This window comes from Oscillibacter sp. ER4 (assembly GCF_000765235.1).
Taxonomy (GTDB): domain Bacteria; phylum Bacillota; class Clostridia; order Oscillospirales; family Oscillospiraceae; genus Hominicoprocola; species Hominicoprocola fusiformis.
Genome location: NZ_JPJG01000054.1, coordinates 35,798 through 52,133, shown reverse-complemented (window position 1 = coordinate 52,133; position 16,336 = coordinate 35,798). Strand labels below are relative to the sequence as shown.

The 16,336-nt window shown below is 59.9% G+C and carries 16 protein-coding genes; 4 read left to right on the top strand and 12 right to left on the bottom strand.

The window, feature by feature from the left end:
- Positions 1-120: 120 nt before the first annotated feature.
- From murG to rsmD, 11 genes are all read right to left on the bottom strand, one after another.
- Positions 121-1,242, bottom strand: coding sequence for an undecaprenyldiphospho-muramoylpentapeptide beta-N-acetylglucosaminyltransferase (gene murG / locus NI20_RS0108755; RefSeq protein ID WP_033121021.1), 1,122 nt, complete (start codon positions 1,240-1,242; stop codon positions 121-123).
- 21 nt (positions 1,243-1,263) lie between these two features.
- Positions 1,264-2,445 carry a putative lipid II flippase FtsW gene (ftsW, locus tag NI20_RS0108750; RefSeq protein WP_197055373.1) on the bottom strand — a complete coding sequence of 394 codons (1,182 nt, stop codon included), beginning with the start codon at positions 2,443-2,445 and terminating at the stop codon, positions 1,264-1,266.
- Positions 2,446-2,685: 240 nt separating this feature from the next.
- Entirely contained in the window at positions 2,686-3,675 is a 990-nt protein-coding gene (gene mraY / locus NI20_RS0108745; protein WP_033121020.1) for a phospho-N-acetylmuramoyl-pentapeptide-transferase, read from the bottom strand.
- Positions 3,605-5,164: a UDP-N-acetylmuramoyl-L-alanyl-D-glutamate--2,6-diaminopimelate ligase gene (locus tag NI20_RS0108740; protein WP_081958440.1), complete on the bottom strand. Its 1,560-nt coding sequence runs from the start codon at positions 5,162-5,164 to the stop codon at positions 3,605-3,607. Before NI20_RS0108740 ends, mraY begins: the two co-directional genes overlap by 71 nt.
- Positions 5,165-5,191: 27 nt before the next feature.
- A complete protein-coding gene (locus NI20_RS0108735) occupies positions 5,192-7,432 on the bottom strand; it encodes a penicillin-binding transpeptidase domain-containing protein (RefSeq protein ID WP_033121019.1) in 2,241 nt (746 codons plus the stop codon).
- A 68-nt stretch (positions 7,433-7,500) separates the two neighbouring features.
- A complete protein-coding gene (locus NI20_RS0108730) occupies positions 7,501-8,085 on the bottom strand; it encodes a hypothetical protein (protein ID WP_033121018.1) in 585 nt (194 codons plus the stop codon).
- Between the two features lie 36 nt (positions 8,086-8,121).
- On the bottom strand, positions 8,122-9,060 hold the full coding sequence (gene rsmH / locus NI20_RS0108725; protein ID WP_033121017.1) for a 16S rRNA (cytosine(1402)-N(4))-methyltransferase RsmH: 939 nt from the start codon (positions 9,058-9,060) through the stop codon (positions 8,122-8,124).
- A gap of 1 nt (position 9,061) precedes the next feature.
- Positions 9,062-9,478 carry a division/cell wall cluster transcriptional repressor MraZ gene (gene mraZ / locus NI20_RS0108720; RefSeq protein WP_033121016.1) on the bottom strand — a complete coding sequence of 139 codons (417 nt, stop codon included), beginning with the start codon at positions 9,476-9,478 and terminating at the stop codon, positions 9,062-9,064.
- A 398-nt stretch (positions 9,479-9,876) separates the two neighbouring features.
- Positions 9,877-10,401, bottom strand: a complete 525-nt coding sequence (locus NI20_RS0108715; protein ID WP_033121015.1) for a hypothetical protein — start codon at positions 10,399-10,401, stop codon at positions 9,877-9,879.
- Positions 10,388-10,885, bottom strand: a complete 498-nt coding sequence (coaD, locus tag NI20_RS0108710) for a pantetheine-phosphate adenylyltransferase (protein ID WP_033121014.1) — start codon at positions 10,883-10,885, stop codon at positions 10,388-10,390. Before coaD ends, NI20_RS0108715 begins: the two co-directional genes overlap by 14 nt.
- The gene (gene rsmD, locus NI20_RS0108705; protein WP_033121013.1) at positions 10,882-11,439 is read right to left on the bottom strand and encodes a 16S rRNA (guanine(966)-N(2))-methyltransferase RsmD; all 558 of its coding nucleotides are present in this window, start codon (positions 11,437-11,439) and stop codon (positions 10,882-10,884) included. Before rsmD ends, coaD begins: the two co-directional genes overlap by 4 nt.
- Before the next feature lie 198 nt (positions 11,440-11,637).
- Here rsmD and NI20_RS0108700 point away from each other — a divergent pair, with 198 nt between their 5' ends.
- Together NI20_RS0108700 and NI20_RS0108695 are read left to right on the top strand one after the other, a co-directional pair.
- Positions 11,638-11,988: an Asp23/Gls24 family envelope stress response protein gene (locus tag NI20_RS0108700; protein WP_242842967.1), complete on the top strand. Its 351-nt coding sequence runs from the start codon at positions 11,638-11,640 to the stop codon at positions 11,986-11,988.
- 22 nt (positions 11,989-12,010) lie between these two features.
- Positions 12,011-13,687 carry a DAK2 domain-containing protein gene (locus NI20_RS0108695; RefSeq protein ID WP_033121012.1) on the top strand — a complete coding sequence of 559 codons (1,677 nt, stop codon included), beginning with the start codon at positions 12,011-12,013 and terminating at the stop codon, positions 13,685-13,687.
- Positions 13,688-13,741: 54 nt separating this feature from the next.
- On the opposite strand, the gene NI20_RS0108690 is transcribed toward NI20_RS0108695, so the two are convergent.
- Positions 13,742-14,335, bottom strand: coding sequence for a ferritin-like domain-containing protein (locus NI20_RS0108690; protein ID WP_052084542.1), 594 nt, complete (start codon positions 14,333-14,335; stop codon positions 13,742-13,744).
- A gap of 269 nt (positions 14,336-14,604) precedes the next feature.
- Here NI20_RS0108690 and NI20_RS0108685 point away from each other — a divergent pair, with 269 nt between their 5' ends.
- Both NI20_RS0108685 and NI20_RS0108680 read left to right on the top strand, forming a co-directional pair.
- Complete coding sequence (locus tag NI20_RS0108685; protein ID WP_033121011.1) at positions 14,605-15,330, top strand: ABC transporter ATP-binding protein; 726 nt, start codon at positions 14,605-14,607, stop codon at positions 15,328-15,330.
- Between the two features lie 16 nt (positions 15,331-15,346).
- Positions 15,347-16,270: a SufD family Fe-S cluster assembly protein gene (locus tag NI20_RS0108680; protein ID WP_118603886.1), complete on the top strand. Its 924-nt coding sequence runs from the start codon at positions 15,347-15,349 to the stop codon at positions 16,268-16,270.
- The last annotated feature ends 66 nt before the right edge of the window (positions 16,271-16,336 follow it).

Below are 16,336 nucleotides of genomic sequence, written 5' to 3'. Positions count from 1 at the left end.
TGCCGCCTGCAATTCACAGACAGCAAGCCCTTTCAGCTGCTTGAACAATTTTTACTTCAGAATATTGTCTAACTTTTTGGGGTCACTTCACCTCACGGCTCGCTTCCTTTTTATTCTCTTTCACTTGAGAAGCGTCATCACTGTGTCGTAGATGCGCTTGGTCGCGTCGGGGATGCCGAGCGCCGCCATGTTCTGGGACATCGTCTCCATCCGCTGCGGATCGTTCAGAACGCCCGCCGCGGCGGCGAAGAGCTTCTTGCCGTCAAGGCCCTCTTCCGGCAGCACGAGCGCCGCGCCGTGGTCGCCGAGCAGCGCCGCGTTCTTTTCCTGATGGTGATTCGTCACGTTGGGCGACGGCACAAGTATCGCCGGAACGCCGAGCACCGTCAGCTCGCTGAGCGTGGACGCGCCCGCGCGGCAGATAACGAGGTCGGCGGCGCGCATGACAGTCGCCATGTCGTAGATGTACTCGCGCACGTCGAGCGCGGGATGCTCGGTGATCTCCAACCCGTCATCGTGCATCCACTGCTGCATCGGCTTCCAGCAGATCTCGCCGACGCCGTGGATATGGTAAAAGGGCTCCTTCGCGCTCTCAAGCGCCAAAAACTCCGCCATCGCGCGGTTCATCGCGTTCGACCCGAGGCTGCCCCAGAACGAGACGATGAGCTTGCGCCCGTCGTTCATGCCGAGCTTTTCCTTCGCCTGCTGCTTTGTCACTGTGAAAAAGTCACCGCGCACGGGCGTACCGGTCACGACCACCTTTTCGGGGTGCTTGTAGTGCGCGCGGCAGTCCTCAAAGCCAACCATGATGCGGTCGCAGTGGGGCTCCAGCTGTCGCGTCGTCAGCCCCGGCACGATGTTCGACTCGTGCACCGCCGTGGGGATGCCCGCCTTTGCGCCGTAGCGCACGAGTGGATAGCTCGCGTAGCCGCCGGTGCCGACGATCAGGTCGGGGTGAAAATCATTTAAGATCGCGTTCGCCTCACGCTCGGCGTGGGCGAGATTTTTGAGTGAAACAAGGTTGTGCCTGATCTCCGCGGGCTTGAACGAGCGGTGGAACGATGAAATGTTCACCGTACGGAACGGATAGTCCGTGTGCGCGATCAAATCGCGCTCCAGTCCGCGCTCCGCGCCGACGAATAAGATCTGCGTGCCCGCGTCCTTTTCCCGCATATAGCCCGCGAGCGCGAGCGCGGGGTTGACGTGTCCTGCCGTGCCGCCGCAGGTAAAGATGACCTTCATAGCCGTTTTCTCCTTCCCGCGTCAGCGCATCTGGCGCGAAACGCTCAGTACGATGCCGACCTCGGCCAGCTGAATCACAAGCGCCGTGCCGCCGTAGCTGAAAAATGGCAACGAAATGCCCGTGTTCGGGATCAGATTCGTCACGACCGCGATGTTCAGGAATACCTGCAAGGCGATCTGCGTCGTCACGCCGACGGCAAGAAGGCTTCCGAAGCGGTCGCGCGCGTGCAGGGCGATCCAGTAGCCGCGGATGATGAGCAGCGCGAACATGACCATGATGATCGTCGCGCCGACAAGGCCGAGCTCCTCGCAGATGATGGCGAAAATAAAGTCGTTGTGCTCTTCGGGCAGGAACAGAAACTTCTGCCGGCTCTTGCCAAGGCCCAATCCGAACAATCCGCCCGAACCGATGGAGAGCAAGCTCTGCCGGATCTGATAGCCCTTATCGCGCATCCACTCTTCGTTGAACGGGTCGAGCCAGATGTCGATTCGACTCGAGTTGTAGGTGATGATGCCGGTCGCAAAAGCGTAGATCACCAGCAGCACCAGCGCAAAGCCGAGACCGACCCAGTAGTTGCGGATGCCGCCGACATACATCATCACAGCACCGATGCCGAGCAGCAGCACCATACCGGAAAAGTGCGGCTCCTTCGCCATCAGCGCCGCAATCACGCCGAGGATGGCAGCATAGGGCACGATGCCGTAGCGCAGCGTGGCCATTTTGTCTTTCTTCTTCGAAATGCTGTCGGCAAAATAGAGGATGATGCCGACCTTGGTGATCTCAGACGGCTGGAACTGGATGGGTCCGAGACGGATCCAGCGCTGCGCGCCGTGCGTCAGTCTGCCCGTGCCGATGCCCGGGATCAGAACGAGCACCAGCAGGATGATGGAAAAGATCAGCAGCATCTTCGCCACCGCGCGATAGCGCTCGTAATTGATCTTGCCGACAATAAACATCGCCGTGATACCGAGGATCGCAAAAATGCCCTGACGGATGAGGTAGTGCGCGGGGTTACCCTCTTCATAGTAGGCCGAGGGGAAACTTGCGGAAAACAGCATGATCAGACCCACGCCCACGAGCGTAAGCACCAGCAGAAGATACGGAAGGTCCAGCGGTCCGCGGCCCGCTTCGCGCGCCGCCGCCTCGATGGCCTTCGCCCGCTCGCGCTGCTCCTGCCGCAGCAAGCGTTCTTCCTTGGTCATGCAGTCTTCCCCCTTTCATACTGATTGCAAACTCGCGCTCTGCGCGAGTTTGCCTCCATTTTGCAACCAAGCGTCGCAGGCTTTCGCGCCCGCAGGCGCGAAATATTTTTAATCATTTTTCGCCGCGACCGGTGCGTGGCGAAAAATACTTCTCGCAGAGTGAGTGTCGAGCCGCCAAGGGCGGCGAGGCACAGAGCGCCGCGCATCCCCTCTCATTTTTGAGAATCGGCTTGCCGTTTCTCAAAAATGAAATCTGTTGAGTACTCCGAACAGCGCCGCCAGACAGCACAGCGCACTCACGCTGGTGAACACGGCGACGAGCTTTCCTTCGCTCCAGCCGCAGAGCTCGAAGTGGTGGTGCAGCGGCGCCATCTTGAAAAGGCGCTTGCCGTGCGTCGCCTTGAAGTAGATGACCTGCAAAATGTCGGACAGCGTCTCGCAGATGTAGACAAAGCCGACGGGGATCAGCACGAGCGGCATATCGTAGGCAAAGGCCAGCGCCGCCACCGTGCCGCCGAGAAACAGCGAGCCTGTGTCGCCCATGAAGACCTTGGCGGGGTGGAAATTATAGATGAGGAAGCCGAGAATTCCCCCGACGAGCGCCGCAGCATAAATGCCGAGCTGCTCATAGCCCTGCCACCAGATGGCGAGCACGGTGAAAAACAGGCCGACCGGCACCGTCACGCTGCCGGCCAAGCCGTCGATGCCGTCCGTGATGTTGACGGCGTTGACCGTGCCGACGATGACAAACGCCGCAAACACCATGTACACCCACCAGCTCATGACGATCTGCGTGTTGAAAAACGGCACGTAGAGGTTCGGCGTCAGCATACCCTCAAATCGCATCAGGCAGAGGAACGCGACCGCCGCGGCGAGCTGGAGCAGGAACTTCTGGATGGCCGTAAGGCCGAGGTTCTGCTTGTGCTTCACCTTTTCAAAGTCGTCTAAAAAGCCGATGCCGCCGAAGATCAGCGCAAAAAAGAAGATGTAGAGGTGCTCAAAGTTCCCCGCCATCATGCCCTTCCAGCCGCAGATCAGGATAGAGACGAAGATGCCGAGGATGAACATTAAGCCGCCCATTGTCGGCGTGCCGGCCTTTCCGGCGTGCCAGGTGGGGCCGTCCTCGCGGATGCTCTGTCCGGCCTTGAGCTTTCTCAGCTCAGGGACCAGAAATTTTCCCGTGATCGCGGAGACCGCGAAGCTCAGTATGCAGGCAATGATGATCTTCATGTTCGTTTTCCTTCGCCGCGTCGGCGGCGTCCTTCCTTTGTACTTGCGCGAACCTCTCGCGCACGACCTCCCTCTCGTCGAGGTGGTATTTTATCGTTCCGATCTCCTGATAGGTCTCGTGCCCCTTGCCGCAGAGGACGACGACGTCGCGCGCTTTCGCCTCGCGCAGAGCAAAGCCGATGGCCTCGCGCCGGTTCTCGATGACGGCGAACGGCGTTCTGCTCTCCAAAATGGCGGGGAGCACATCGCGCAGGATGGTGTAAGGGTCTTCGGTGCGGGGATTGTCACTCGTGAGGACAACGAAGTCCGAGAGCGCCGCGGCGATGCGGCCCATGCGGGGTCGCTTTGTCCTGTCGCGGTCTCCCCCGCAGCCAAAGAGCGCGATGACGCGCCCGTCAGCAAAGCCGCAGACCGTAGAGAGAATATTTTTGAGCCCGTCGGGCGTGTGCGCATAGTCAATGATGACGGTGAACGGTGCATCAAGCGGTACGACCTCGCACCGCCCCTTAACGCCGACACATTCCGTCAGCGCTTTTGCCGCGTCGGAAAGCGGCACGCCGAGCGCCTGCACGGCGCAGAGCGCCGCGAGCGCGTTATAGAGCGAAAAGCCGCCGGGGATGCCGATTTTCGTCTCCTCGTGGTCGAAGTCGGTGCAGGCGGTAAAGCGCACACAGTCGTTTTCGTAGCGGGCACGCCAGCCGACAAGGTCATTCGTCATGCCCTGCCCGAATGTGATCCGCTCGCTCGTAAAGCGGGCGAGCAAGCGCTCCGTCCACGCATCGTCACCGTTAACGCAGGCGATGTCACACTGGTCGAAAAGCCTCGACTTCGCGTCGCAGTAGGCCTCCATCGTGCCGTGGTAGTCAAGATGATCCTGCGTCAGGTTCGTGAAAACACCGACGCGGAATCGGATTCCTTCTACCCTGCTCTGCATCAGCGCGTGGGACGAGACCTCCATCACGGCATAGGTGCAGCCCGCATCGACCATCTGGGCGAGCAGGCGCTGCACGGTCAGCGCGTCGGGCGTTGTGCGGTCGGTCGGGATGGTCTTGTCACTGATCAAATTCTGATTCGTGCCGATCAGGCCGACCTTTGCGCCCTTCGTGCGCTCCAAAAGCTGTTTGATGAGATACGTCGTGGTCGTTTTGCCGTTTGTGCCGGTCACGCCGACCACGGTGAGTTTTCCCGCCGGAGTACCATACCATACCGCCGCGCAAAGCGCAAGCGCTTTGTGCGCATCCGGCACTAAGATATAGGGAATTTCCGTCTCCGGTGGATGCTCGCACACGGCGCAGGCCGCGCCGCGCGCTTTGGCTTCGGCGATAAACTCGCCGCCGTCCTCCTTCTCCCCCGGCAGGGCAAAGAAGAGGAATCCCTCTTCTACCTTGCGGGAATCGAGCGCAAGGCCTCTGACTATCAGGTCAGGCGGCGCATGCACCGTTTTGTCTTCTAATGCGGAAATAAGCTCAGATAACTGCGTTTGAAAAATTCCTTTCGGAATTGGGTCTTGCTGTCTTTAGTCGCGCACCGAGCTGTCGCTGAACTGGACGCGCACGACCGTACCGGCCTCGACCTCCGTGCCCGCGGCGATGCTCTGCGAGATGGCGCGCACCGTGGACGAGCTTGCGTTCGTCGCGCCGGAAACGCCCATGATGAGCCCCGCGTTCACGATCTTCTGGTTCGCGGTCGCGGCGCTGTCGCCCACGACGTTCGGGACGATGCACTTGTCAGTCGACTTCTCCGCGCCGAGGTAGAGGATGATCTCCGCGCTGTTCGGTACGATCGCGCCGCCTGCGGGCGTCTGGTCGGTGACGGTATCGCCGCTGCCGACGGTGCGGAAGCTGAAGCCGTTCGCGCTCAGGCGCTCGGCCGCCGCGTCCTTGCTGAGGCCGACGACGTTCGGCACAGTCTTATCCGCGCCGACGAGCTCTTCAGCGGTGTAGCTCGGCTCAATGCCGAGATACGGCAGGATCTCGCCCATGACGGAACTCGCCACGGGGGCGACCATGTTACCGCCGGAAACGTAGGTACCGGTCCACTTGCTCGGCTCGTCGAGCGTCAGGAGCATCATCACCTGCGGGTCATCCGCGGGGGCGAAGCACACGAACGAGACGATGACGCCGCCGCCGACCTTATCGGCCGTGCCGGTCTTGCCGCCGATGCGGTAGCCCGCGACCTGACCGTTCTTGCCCGTGCCGCTTGTGACCTCATACTCCATGATGTCGCGCACAAGCGCGGACGTCTCCTCGGAGACGACCTGACGGATGGGCGTGGAGTCGTGCTTGGAGACGACGTTGCCGTCCTGGTCGGTAATCTCTTCGACAAGATAGGGCGTGTAGAGGTAGCCGCCGTTGACGCAGGCGCACTGCGCCGCCAGCAGTGCGATAGGCGTGACGTTGAAGTTCTGGCCGAAGGCGTAGCACGCCAGCGCCAGCGTCGAATATTTAATTTCGCTGTTGACGAAGCCGCTGGCCTCGCCCGTGGTGTCGACGCCGGTCTTCTCCGTCAGGCCAAAGTCCAGCATGTACTGGTAAAACTTGTCGTTGCCGATGCGAAGGCCAATGTTGATGAACGCGGGGTTGCAGGAGTTGGCGAACGCCTGCGTCAGGTTTTGCTGGCCGTGACCGGGCGCGCGCTTGGAGCAGTTGATGGTCTCGCCCTCGATCTTTACGCTGCCGCTGCAATAGAAGCCCGTGTTCAGGTCGACAACGTTTTCCTCAAGCGCCATCGCGAGCGTCAGTGTTTTGAACGTGGAGCCCGGCTCGTAGGTGTCGTTGATGGCCTTGCTGCGCCACTGCTTGTTGAGAAGGTCACTCATGTTTTCGAGGACCTGCTCCTCCGTCATGCCAGAGGTCAGAAAGTCGTTGTAGACCGTGCCGGGGGAATTCAAGTCGTAGGTCGGCAGCGACGCCATCGCCAGCACCGCGCCGGTGTTGACATCCATGACGATGCCCTCGGCGCCCTTGCCAGTGCCGAAGCGCGCCTCGAGCTCCTGCACACCTTTCTCAAGGTAATACTGGATGGTCGTGTCGAGCGTCGTGTGCAGGTCGCAGCCGTTTTCCGCGTCGAAATACTGGTCGTACTGGTAGAGCACGGAGCGGCCGTCGCGGTCGCGCGCGGTGACGACCATACCGTTCTCACCGGTCAGCTCGTCGTTGTACGCCGCCTCAAGGCCCATCGCGCCGCCGTTTTCATTGGCAAAGCCGATGACCTGTGAGGCGAGCGTCCCCTTGGGATAGGTCCTCTTGCTCGTCGGACGAATGAAAACGCCCTTGAGGTCGTTCTCATTGATGAATTCGCGCACCCTGTCGGCGAGCTCATCGTCCGCCTTTTTGACAAGAATCTCGTACTGCGAGGTCGTCTTCTCCATCTTTTTGAGAATGCCAGCGGGGTCAAGGTCCAGAATTTCAGCAAGGCCGTTGGCGATCAGGTTTTGATCCTGATCGTTTTCGATGATCTCCTTCGGAGAGATGAAAATATCCTCCGCCGAGGCGGACATCGCGAGGATCGTGCCGTTTCGATCGTAGATCGTGCCGCGGCTCGCCTCCACCGTGGTGCGCAGCGTTTGCTGGCGCACAGCGACGGACTGGAGCTCGTCATGCTCGGTGATCTGCCAGTGATAGAGTTGGGTGAAGAGCAGCACAAACGTCAGCACGCCGAACACGCCCAGAAGCAGCAGCGTTCTTGTCTGAATGATGCGGTTTGCGCGGCGCGCGGATTCGGGCCGTCTTTTCTGGTTCTGGGGGCGTGGTGCCACAGTCGTTCATCCTCCTTAAAGATGGAAAAGGAGTAAGGAAGCTCCTTACTCCTTATGTATAGCTTCGCTCATTTGAAATATTCCACCACTGCGCATACGCCGTTGCCGAGCGACGTGAGCACCCGCGACAAAACGTTCTGGCTCTTCTGCTGGTAGACGACCACGCTGTCGGGCTCCGACAGGTCGATGTAGTAGACCTGCGAGGCGCTGGGCTTGGCCATACCGGCCGCGGCCGCCGCCTCCTTGATGGTGGTGAGGTCAAAGGTTTTTTCGTAGCGCGTGAGCAGCGCGACATGCTCGTCTTCGAGCGCGGAGATTTCCTTCTGCACGGAGACGACCTGCGCGGATATTTCCGTCAGCTGTGCGCGGCACATGATCATCAGCGCGACCATTGCGGCCAGCGCCATAAAGCCGCACAGCGTGCCGAGCGAGACCTTTTCGCGTTGACGGCGGACGGGCGCAGCCTTTTTCTGCACCTTCCGCTGCGGGGGACGCATGAATTCCTCGCGCTGACGCTCGTGCTCACGCTCGTATTCACGCTCGCGGCGCAGCCTGCGCTGGCGCTCTTCGTAGGCGGGATCGTAAGCGAGATTGCCATTGACTCGTCCGCTGTAGCGGCGGTATTTCATGTTCTGCTCTCTGCGGCTGGCCATGGCGATCTCCTTTCTTTTGCGTATTTTCGGCTGTTGTCAGCACTTTTCCGCGACGCGCAGCTTGGCGCTGCGGGCACGGGGATTCTCTGCGAGTTCTTCTTCGCCCGAAACGATGGGCTTTCTTGTGATGAGCTTGACCTTTGGCTTTCGTCCGCACACGCACACCGGAAATTCTGGCGGGCAGATGCAGCCCTGTGCAAGCTCCTGTAACTTCTTCTTGACGATGCGGTCTTCGAGCGAGTGGAACGTGATGACCGCGAGCCGTCCGCCCGGTTTCAGATTTTTCTCCGCCGCGTCGAGCATCGGCGGAAGCTCGCCCAGCTCGTCGTTCACGGCAATGCGGATGGCCTGAAAGCTACGCTTGGCAGGGTGCTGCTTTTCGCGCAGCGCGCTCGCGGGCATGGCCGAACGGATGATATCGGCGAGCTCAAGCGTCGTTTCGATGGGCTTTTGCTCGCGGTGCTGGCAAATCCTCTTCGCGATGGCGGGCGCATAGCGCTCCTCGCCGTATTCAAAGAGGATGCGGCGCAGCTCTTCATAAGAATAGGTATTCATGACCTCGCGCGCGGTCAGTGCGGCGGATTCGTCCATGCGCATATCGAGCGGCGCGTCCTGCTTGTAGGAAAACCCGCGCTGCGCTTCGTCGAGCTGCGGGGAGGAAACACCGAGGTCAAAAAGCATCCCGTCCACGCCGTGGACGCCCAGCTCGTGCAGCACAGCGTCGAGCGCGCTGAAATTGCTGTGGACGAGCGTGACCTTGTCCAAATAATCGCCGAGGCGGCGGTTTGCCGCTTCGATCGCGGTCTCGTCACGGTCAAGCGCAATGAGACGGCCCGTCGTCAGGCGGCGCACGATCTCGAGCGAGTGTCCGGCGCGACCGAGCGTGCCGTCCACATAGATGCCGTCGGGCTTGATGGCGAGCGCGCCGAGGCACTCGTGCAGCAGTACCGGCTTATGGCCGTAGTTCTCTTCCATATCAGAATCCCAGCTCTTCCATCACGGCGGCCAGATTCTCGGGATTGAGCTCCTCGGCCTCGATCTCTGCCCACTTCTCCGCATTCCAGATCTCGGCGCGGTTCGAAACACCGATCACGACCACGTCTTTTTCAAGGTGGGCGTAGGCTCTGAGCTTCTGCGGCAGCACGATGCGCCCCTGCGCGTCGGGCTCGCACTTGGCGGCGTTGGCGAAGAGCGGGCGCATGGCCTTGGTCTTCGTGTAAGGCAGGCTTTCAAACTTTTCGGTGAAGCGCGCCCAGGAGGCGTCGGAATAGATGCTCAGGCAGGAGTCCATGCCCATGGTGACATAAAACGTGTCGCCGAGCTCCTCGCGCAGCTTCGCGGGGATAAAGAGCCGCCCCTTGGCGTCGATCGTGTGCTGATACTGACCCGTCACGGCGGCTGACCCCCTTTTTCTGTGCATTTTCGCATACAGAGGGCACGAAAGCGCGGCCTTTTCTTCATTTTGGAAAAAGCCGTACCGCGTCCGATCTGATGCTTATGTGGGAAAGTAAGCCATTTTCATGGTATGATACACCACTTTCCCCCACCTTTGTTTTGAGTATACGAGATTCACATAAAAAATGCAAGCAGAAATTTCCCTGAGATTTCAAGCCTTTTACCGCTTTTTCCTGTGAAAATTCGGCCAGTGCACCGTATTTTTAAAACGCATGTTCTACTTTGGTTTTGGTTAAAAAAGGGCCGCCACAATATCTTGTGGCGGCCCTTTATGCTATGCCCAAATATAGATTATGTCTACCGATCATGTCGGTTTTTGTCACTTTTGACAAAATTTTATCCGTTCTGCGTCTGCTTTTCAGCTGACTGTGCCAGCTCCTCGCGGCGCTTCTGCATCTGCTCGGCAGAGGCGGCGCGGAAGCGCACGCGGGACTGCTTGACCTCCTCGAGCGCCATCTGGATGGCCTCCTCGGTGCGGCGCAGCGCATCCTCGGTGTACTCGTTGGCCACGCGGTACATTTCGCGCGAGCGGTCCTCGGCCTTTTTGATGATCTCGTGGCTCTTTTCGCGGGCGATACCGAGCACCTCGGTCTCGGAGACCTTGTTCTTCGCGTCCTGCTCGGCCTGCTGCATCATGCGCTCGACGTCGCGCTTGGCGGCCTTGACATAGTCCTCCTTTGCGCGGATGAGCTCCTGCGCGCGGGAAAGCTCCACCGGGAGCTGGGCGCGAATCTCGTCGAGCAGGTCGAGCGCCTCGTCGCGGTTCAGAATGCACTTGTCGCTCGTCAGCGGCGCGTTCTTCGCGCCGTCGATCATCTCGTAAAGCATATCCAAAAGATGCTGCACATCATTGTTCGCCATGGTCTTCTCTCCATCCTTTCACAAGCTCCGCCGCGCGCAGCGGCATATATTTTTCAAGGTCTTGTCCGTATTTGATCATCTCGCGCACCATCGTGGAACTGATGTGCTGATACTTCGGTTCCGCGATCAGCAGCACCGTTTCGAGCGCGCCGTCCGACACGTCGCGATAGATGAGCGAGAGCTGCTGCTCGGCGTCAAAATCCACGCTGTTGCGCACACCGCGCACGAGAAACTGCGCATTTTTACGCAGCGCGTAGTCGGTCAGAAGTCCGCCGCCGAGCTCAGCTTCCACATTGGGGAACTCCTCGACGCTCGCGCGCATGAGCGCGAGCTTCTGCTCGTCGGTGAACATCGGGTGCGTCTTCGTCCCGTTCGGCACGATAGACACGTACACGCGGTCAAAGAGCTTTGACGTGCGCGCGATAATGTCCTGATGCCCGATCGTCACAGGGTCGAACGAGCCGGGAAACACTGCGATTCTCATGCCTCTTCCTCCACCGCGCGGTGATAGATGCTCACCTTGATCTTGCCGTAGCGGTACTCGCGATACAGTCCGTACGGCGCGGGAAGCTCGGGAAGCGTCTGGTTCTGCGGACTTTCCGCGACCATTATACCATGGGGTGATAAAATGTCAAACTGCGCGATCTTTTCCATCGCCTGCTCCAAAAGTCCGCTTTCGTACGGCGGATCGAGGAAGATGATGTCGAACCTCCCGCTCTGCGTGCCGAGCGCGGCGAGTGAATCACCGCAGATGACCTGCGCGTTTTCTTCCAGATGGCACAGCGCGAGATTTTCGCGCACGAGCTTGACCGCGTCTGCACGCTTGTCAACAAAAAGCGCGCTTTTTGCCCCACGCGAGAGCGCCTCGATGCCGAGCTGCCCCGTGCCCGCAAAAAGATCGAGCACGCGCGCATCCTCCACGTCGAACTGGATACAATTAAAAATGCTTTCCTTGACCTTGTCGGTCGTCGGGCGGGTCTCCATGCCCTTGAGATCGCCCAGCCGCCGTCCGCGCGCCGAGCCTGTGATGACTCTCATGTTTATCCCTCCGCAGCGCCCAAAGCGGGCGCAATGAACTCGTTAGTTTCCATAATACGTGAATTTCCGTTTATTTTCAATAGAGTCCTTGACATTTTCCCGCATTTTACGCAAAATATTTTCTCTTGTTATTCTGCACCGCTTCGTATATAATGATATGGTCATATCATATCGACCAGGGAGAAAGGAGTATCTTCCATGATCAGGCTACAAACCGAAAAGGGCGAAGTCAGCATTTCCGACGCTGCCCTGTCTAATATCACCGGCGCCGCGGCCACGAGCTGCTTTGGTGTCAAGGGCATGGCCTACCGCTCGATGACCGACGGGCTCGTCCACCTGCTGCGCCGCGAGGCGATGAGCAAGGGCGTGCGCATCATTCCCCACGAAGAAGGGGACATTTCCATCGAGCTGCACATCGTTGTGGAGCACGGCGTGAACATCGCCGCCGTCTGCCGCTCCATCATCAATCAGGTGCGCTATATGGTCAGCGAAAACACCGGCGCAAGCATCCGCAGCATCGACGTTTGCGTCGACAGCATGAATATGTAAAAACCGAGGAGGACATCATCCTATGCACGATACCATCAATGGTGCCATGTTCAAGGAGATGCTGCTCTTCGGCACCGTCTCCATCGCACAGGCACAGCAAGCTATCAATGATTTGAATGTATTCCCCGTTCCCGACGGCGACACGGGCACGAACATGAGTCTTACCATCCAGACCGCGGCGCAGGAGCTCAAGAAGATCGAGCCCGCGACGGTCGATCAGGCCGCCTCTGTCACGGCGTCTGCGCTGCTGCGCGGCGCGCGCGGCAATTCCGGCGTCATTCTGTCGCTTCTCTTCCGCGGCATCGCCAAGGAGCTCAAGGGCTGCAAGGAGGCCGACGGCGCGGCGTTTGCCGCCGCGCTTCAGGAGGGTGTCGCCGCGGCGTATAACGCCGTGATGAAGCCCGCCGAGGGCACGATCCTGACCGTTTCGCGTCTCGCTGCCGAGCGCGCCGTGAACGCGGCCGAGGAGCACAACAGCGTCGAGTACGTCATCGAGCAGGCCATCGCCCAGGGCGAGATCACGCTCGCGCAGACGACTGACATGAACCCCGTTCTCAAAAAGGCCGGCGTCGTCGACGCGGGCGGCAAGGGCTTCCTGCTGATTCTCGGCGGTATGCTCAGCGCGCTGCGCGGCGAGGAGCGCCCCGAGCTCACCGAAGAGAATGCACAGGAGAAGGCCGATTTTGCCATGCTCAACGAAGAGGACATCACCTTCACGTTCGACACCGTGTTCATCGTCCGCAAGAGCGGACGCAGCATTGAGCCGTTCCGCCGCTTCCTCGACGGCATCGGCGATTCGCTCGTCATCGGCGAGGACGACGAGGCTTTCAAAGTCCACGTTCACACCGACATTCCGGGCGAGGCGCTGACCGAGGCGCAGAAGTACGGCACGCTCGAGCTCGCGAAGATCGAGAACATGCGCACGCAGGCCCAGCAGCTCGCCGCCGGCGGCAAGGCCCAGTCCACCGACGACCTTGAGGCCATCGAGCAGGAGCTCGAAGCCGCCGAGCACGAAAATGCCGGTGAAGCCGAGCCCGAAAAGGACTTTGGCTTCCTCGCGGTCTGCGCGGGTGAGGGCCTTGCGAACGTCTTCACCGACCTTGGCGCCGACGGCGTCATCAGCGGCGGACAAACCATGAATCCCTCGACCGAGAGCATCCTCAAGGAGATCAAAAAGGTCCCCGCGCACACCGTTTTCGTGCTGCCGAACAACAAGAACATCATCATGGCCGCACAGCAGTGCATCGGCCTGACGGAGAAGACTGTCGTGGTCATCCCAACCGCCTCCATCCCGCAGGGCGTGAGCGCGATGATGGCCGTCGATCCCGACATGATCGACGCAGACGCCATCGCCAAGGCGATGACGGACGCCGCGCAGTGCGTCTCCACCGCGCAGATCACCTACGCCGCGCGCAATTCCGATTTTGACGGCTTCGACATCCACGAGGGCGATTATCTGGCACTTCTGGACGGCAAGCTGCTCGGCACCGACCGCGACGTCTCCGCGCTGCTCGACGAGCTCTCCGACGAGGCAGCGTCCCGCGAAGCGGAGTTCATCACCGTCTTCTACGGCGAGGATGTGAATGAAGAGGACGCGCACAAGGCGTGCGACGCCTTCACCCGCAAGTGCCCGGATGCCGAGGTCAATCTGATCTGCGGCGGCCAACCGGTCTATTACTATATCATCTCGATCGAATGACCCAAGCACAGCAAAGCGGAGCAGGATTTCTCCTGCTCCGCTTTTTTCTGCCCGTCAGACGTTCATCTTCCGCCCGAGGAGCTTCATCAAAAGCTCTGCGTGGCGGTATTCGTCTTCGCTCATCGTCGCAAACAGCTTGCTGAGGCACAGGTCCAGCGTCTCCTCTCCCGCGCGGGCGTAATTGTAGCCCGCACAGGCCTCCGCATGGTAGAGGCTGCGCAGCAGCGCGCAGAGGTCGCACGTATCCGGCTGCTCCACGCACACGCGCGGGCAGTAGGCCTTGCCGGTGATTAAGTAGATCGCGGCAGCCAGATCGCGCGCGTGGCGCTTCTCGTCCTCGCTCAGCGCGCGGAACGCTCGCGCCAACTCGCGCCGCGGCGTGCAGGAGGCGAGATAGGCATACACCTGCGCGTCGCCGAGCTCCTCGCGCAGAAAGCCCTGCAGCACCTCGACCGATACGCTTGCCTCGCTGCCCATGCAGCAAGGGTCCGCCTCCGCGCCTGGGAGCGTGAGCTCGCTATCCTGTGCGCTCATCTGTGTGTTTGCATTGTCCCCCATCGGGTACGGGTCCTCCCCCGGCGCGACGCGCTTCCACACCTCGCGGCACGCTTCATAGTCGCAGGCGCAAGGCTTTTTCATTTCCGTCATGTTCTTCTTCCCCTTTCCGGAACGGTTCTCGTCTCTATCCTATGCGTGCATTTTTCAGGCGTGCAGAGCCGATATTTCTCTATTTCCCGCATGGAAAAAGAAAATCTTGAAAATCGCACCTCTCTCGTTGATTTTTTCCATTTTTTTTGGTAAACTACATTTGTTTTGTATTTTTGCGCATTTTGTTGCATTTGCAACTTTTCATTCTCTGCCATCTGGTCCATACTAAAGACAAGCAATGGCAGTTTCTGTAAGGAGGTCTTCTTTTCATGCTGGAACTGAAGCACATCACCTATACCGTCTCCACCCCTGAGGGAGAGCAGACGATCTTAAACGACATTTCCATCGACATTCCTGACCGCAAGCTCATCGTCTTCACCGGCCCCAACGGCGGCGGCAAGACGACGCTCGCCAAGGTCATCATGGGCCTTGTCACGCCGACGGGCGGCCAGATCCTCTTCAACGGTCAGGACATCACGCACCTTGGCATCACCGAGCGCGCAAAACTCGGCATCAGCTACGGCTTTCAGCAGCCGCCGCGCTTCAAGGGCATCACGGTGCGCAACCTTCTGACCATCGCCTCGGGCGATGCAAACCTCAGCAAGGACAAGTGCTGCAAGTACCTCACGCAGGTAGGCCTCTGCGCCAACGACTATCTCGACCGCGAGGTCGACGTCTCCCTCTCCGGCGGCGAGGTCAAGCGCATCGAGATCGCAACGCTCCTTGCCCGCGGCAGCGAGCTGATGATCTTCGACGAGCCTGAGGCCGGCATCGACCTGTGGAGCTTCGCCCGCCTGACTGAGACGTTCGAGCAGCTGCGCCAGCGCGAGCTTGCGACGATGATCATCATCTCGCATCAGGAGCGCATCATCCAGCTCGCCGACGAGATCGTCGTCGTGGGCGGCGGCGAGCTCAAGCACCGCGGCAGCACAGAAGAAATTTTCCCGCTCATCATGGCGGACACGCTGGGCTCCTGCCCGGTGCTGAACAAGTAAGGAGGTAGTACACAATATGATCACCGAAATCGACGCTTCCCTGCTTGAAAAGATCGCCGACCTGACGGGCAAGCCCGTCGGCGCGTTCAACATTCGAAAGGACAGCGGATGCGAGGCGCGCCAGTCCACCGAGCACATCGCCATCGACCCGCAGCCCGAGGGTAAAAGCGGCATCATCATCCGCATCAAGGACGGTACGAAGGGTGAGCAGTGCCACATCCCCGTCATCATCAGCAAGAGCGGCGTGACCGAAATGGTCTACAACGACTTCTACGTCGGCGAAAACTGCGACGTCGACATCGTCGCAGGCTGCGGCATCCACAACTCCGGCTGCAACGAGAGCCGCCACGACGGCGTCCACACGTTCTACGTCTCCAAAAACTCCCACGTACGCTATGTGGAAAAGCACTACGGCGAGGGCGACGGCGAGGGTTCTCGCGTGATGAACCCCACCACGATCGTCTACCTTGACGAGGGCGCGAGCATCCAGATGGAGACCGTGCAGATCCGCGGCATCGACTCCACCGTGCGCAAAACGAAGATCGTCTGCGGCAAGGACGCCGAGGCCGTCATCACCGAGCGCCTTCTCACTCACGGCAAACAGCACGCCGAGAGCGACATGGAGATCGAGCTCAACGGCGAAGATGCGCGCGGCCGCGTCATCTCCCGCTCCGTCGCGCAGGATGAGTCCAAGCAGATCTTCCACCCCGTGGTCGTCGGCAACAGCAAGTGCTTCGGCCATGTGCAGTGCGACTCGATCATCATGGGCAAGGCCACGATCGAATCCATCCCCGCCATCACCGCGAATTCGACCGACGCGCAGCTCATCCACGAGGCTGCCATCGGCAAGATCGCAGGCGACCAGCTCTTAAAGCTCCAGACCCTTGGTCTCACCGAGGAGGAGGCCGAAGACACGATTCTCAAGGGCTTCCTCGCCTGAAAAATTTGATAGGAACCGACGAAAAAGCGCGATGCCCGAGATCGGGCATCACGCTTTTTCTGTTGC

Coding starts and splice junctions, on each gene's coding strand:
- murG (WP_033121021.1), bottom strand. CDS start 1,242: ATGAAGGTCATCTTTACCTGCGGCGGCACGGCAGGACACGTCAACCCC.
- ftsW (WP_197055373.1), bottom strand. CDS start 2,445: ATGACCAAGGAAGAACGCTTGCTGCGGCAGGAGCAGCGCGAGCGGGCG.
- mraY (WP_033121020.1), bottom strand. CDS start 3,675: ATGAAGATCATCATTGCCTGCATACTGAGCTTCGCGGTCTCCGCGATC.
- NI20_RS0108730 (WP_033121018.1), bottom strand. CDS start 8,085: ATGGCCAGCCGCAGAGAGCAGAACATGAAATACCGCCGCTACAGCGGA.
- rsmH (WP_033121017.1), bottom strand. CDS start 9,060: ATGGAAGAGAACTACGGCCATAAGCCGGTACTGCTGCACGAGTGCCTC.
- NI20_RS0108715 (WP_033121015.1), bottom strand. CDS start 10,401: ATGGCGAACAATGATGTGCAGCATCTTTTGGATATGCTTTACGAGATG.
- coaD (WP_033121014.1), bottom strand. CDS start 10,885: ATGAGAATCGCAGTGTTTCCCGGCTCGTTCGACCCTGTGACGATCGGG.
- rsmD (WP_033121013.1), bottom strand. CDS start 11,439: ATGAGAGTCATCACAGGCTCGGCGCGCGGACGGCGGCTGGGCGATCTC.
- NI20_RS0108700 (WP_242842967.1), top strand. CDS start 11,638: ATGATCAGGCTACAAACCGAAAAGGGCGAAGTCAGCATTTCCGACGCT.
- NI20_RS0108695 (WP_033121012.1), top strand. CDS start 12,011: ATGCACGATACCATCAATGGTGCCATGTTCAAGGAGATGCTGCTCTTC.
- NI20_RS0108690 (WP_052084542.1), bottom strand. CDS start 14,335: ATGACGGAAATGAAAAAGCCTTGCGCCTGCGACTATGAAGCGTGCCGC.
- NI20_RS0108685 (WP_033121011.1), top strand. CDS start 14,605: ATGCTGGAACTGAAGCACATCACCTATACCGTCTCCACCCCTGAGGGA.
- NI20_RS0108680 (WP_118603886.1), top strand. CDS start 15,347: ATGATCACCGAAATCGACGCTTCCCTGCTTGAAAAGATCGCCGACCTG.